This is a genomic window from Curtobacterium sp. B8 (genome assembly GCF_000333315.1).
Classification (GTDB): Bacteria; Actinomycetota; Actinomycetes; order Actinomycetales; family Microbacteriaceae; genus Curtobacterium; species Curtobacterium luteum.
Map to the genome: position 1 here is coordinate 1 of NZ_BACW01000194.1, position 2,333 is coordinate 2,333.

Genomic DNA, 2,333 nt, shown 5'->3' on the forward strand with positions numbered 1-2,333 from the left:
GCGGTACCACCTCGCTTGCCGGACGCCGCTCACGCTGCGACCGACCGCTCGTGCCCGGGGCTGGTGCGGCCCGGACCGCCCGGTTCTACTGACGACCGCGCCCTCGGGCACCGCCGCGTTCTTCCGGAGACTCCCCGGTGATGGCCGGTTCGACGTCTTCGGGACGAGTTTACTGCACGGGAGCATGCTGGAGCGATGCCCTCCTCCGACGCCACGTCCGGCGATGCTCCCGACGCCACGGACGCCACGGACGCCACGGACGCCACCGACGCCACCGACGACGGGCAGCAGCGCCCCGAGTCGCTCCTCACCGTCGTCATCGCGTTCGCCGCGAACCTGCTCGTCGCGATCGCGAAGACCGTCGCCTCGCTGATCTCGGGCTCGGCGTCGATGACCGCCGAGGCCGCGCACTCCTGGGCGGACACCGGGAACGAGGTCTTCCTGCTCGTCGCCGAACGCCGCGGAGCGAAGCCGCGCGACACGAAGCACCCGCTCGGGTACGGCCGCGAGACGTACATCTGGTCGATGTTCGCCGCGTTCGGACTGTTCACCGCCGGTGCCGTCGTGTCGATCTGGCACGGCATCACCCAGCTCGGCGAGCGCGGCCCCGCGGAGGACCTCCTCCTCAACTACGTCGTGCTCGGGATCGCGTTCGTGCTCGAGGGCACGAGCTTCGTGCAGGCGTACCGCCAGGCGCACGGCGCGGCGACCAAGCGTCGTGTGCCGGTCCTCCGCCACGTCCTGCAGTCCTCGAACCCGACGCTCCGTGCGGTCTTCGCCGAGGACGCCGCGGCGCTGATCGGCCTCGTGATCGCCTTCCTCGGCGTGTTCCTCCACCAGGTGACCGGCCTCGCCGTGTTCGACGCGATCGGGTCGATCGCGGTCGGGGTCCTGCTGGGCGTGGTGGCGATCGTGCTCATCGAGCGCAACCGCCGGTTCCTCGTCGGCGAGGCCACGTCGCCGGAGCTCGAGGACGCCGTGCTCTCCGAGCTCCTCCGTCGTGACGAGGTCGAGCGGGTGACGTACCTCCACCTGGAGTTCGTCGGGCCGTCGCGGGTGTTCCTCGTGGCGGCGGTCGACCTGACCGGCAACGAGGACGAGGACCACGTGGCGGTCCGGCTGCGGCGCGTCGAGCGGTCCCTGGAGGAGAGCCAGTACATCGAGGAGGCGGTGCTCACGCTGAGCATCCCCGGCGACGGGTCGCTCGCGGCGCGGAAGAGCGGCGAAGTCCCGGCGATCGTGCGGGACGGCACGGTGGAGGACGTGGCGTCGGGCGGCGCCGGGACGCTGCGGACCGAGGGGTGACGGCGGGCGGCGCCGGGACGCTGCGGACCGTGGGGTGACGTCGGGCGGCGGGTGGCTGCCGGATCGCGGCCACCAGGCCGGCCGGCGCGCCACTGGCCGTCGTACGGCGGGCGGCTGCCGGCACCACGACACGCCGGTCCTCACCCCGTCCGCACCAGCGCGAACCCGTCCCCGGTCCGCCGGACCGCCTCGCCGTCCCGGACCACCCACACGTGCAGGAAGTCGACCCGGAACGACGTGAAGTGTCCCGGGTCGTCGGCCAGCAACCGCCGGAGCGACGGTGCCGTGGGGAACCGCGTGTCCGGTGCCCCCACGAGCACCCCGAACGCTCCGCGCGCGACGGCCTGCGTCGACGCACGCCGCCCCGTCCACGGGGAGAACGCCCCGCGCGGCGCGCCCGCGACCAGGATCCGGTCCCCCTGCGGCACGCCCCGGTCGGCGAGCACGGCGTCCAGCCGCGCGAACCCCGTCACCCGGGTCTCCGCCACGGCGCGGACGAGGACGGCCGCCGGGACGAGCGTCACCGCGACGAGCAGCACCGCGACGACGACCGTCACGGGTGGCCGGAGCCGTGCAGCGCGGACGAACCCGATCGCGGCGAGCGCGATGGTCCACGGCATCCAGGCGTCGTAGTAGTACGGGAGCGCGACGTCGGTCGTGGCGTAGAAGACGACGAGTGCGGCGAGCGCGATGCCGAGCACGGCGACGAGCCGATCGGGCCGGACCACCAGGGCCGCGACGACGCCGACCACGAGGACCGCGACCGTCGGCCAGCCGACGCCCTCGACCACGCGGACGCCGTTCGCCCACCACGGCGCGTGCTGCACCCGCTGGCCGAGGAAGACGGTGGCGTGTCCGCGGAGGTCGTGTGCGCCCTGGAACGCGAGCATGAAGCGCACCGCTCGGAGCCCGCCGACGGGGAGGTACACGGCCGCCGCGACCACGACGAACGACAGCGGCGCCACCACCCCGCCCGTGGCGTACGTACGCCAACGGCCCGAAAGGGCCGGCAGTGCGGCGATCGCGAG

Annotated in this window: 2 protein-coding genes; one reads left to right on the top strand and one right to left on the bottom strand. The window is 73.9% G+C overall.

Annotation, left to right across the window (positions count from 1 at the left end; translation table 11 throughout):
• Window positions 1–195: 195 nt before the first annotated feature.
• Window positions 196–1,305 carry a cation diffusion facilitator family transporter gene (locus I59_RS04950; protein WP_022902921.1) on the top strand — a complete coding sequence of 370 codons (1,110 nt, stop codon included), beginning with the start codon at window positions 196–198 and terminating at the stop codon, window positions 1,303–1,305.
• A gap of 140 nt (window positions 1,306–1,445) precedes the next feature.
• On the opposite strand, the gene I59_RS22605 is transcribed toward I59_RS04950, so the two are convergent.
• Window positions 1,446–2,333 (bottom strand): hypothetical protein (locus I59_RS22605; protein ID WP_187289788.1); only part of this gene is annotated, 888 nt, incomplete at its 5' end.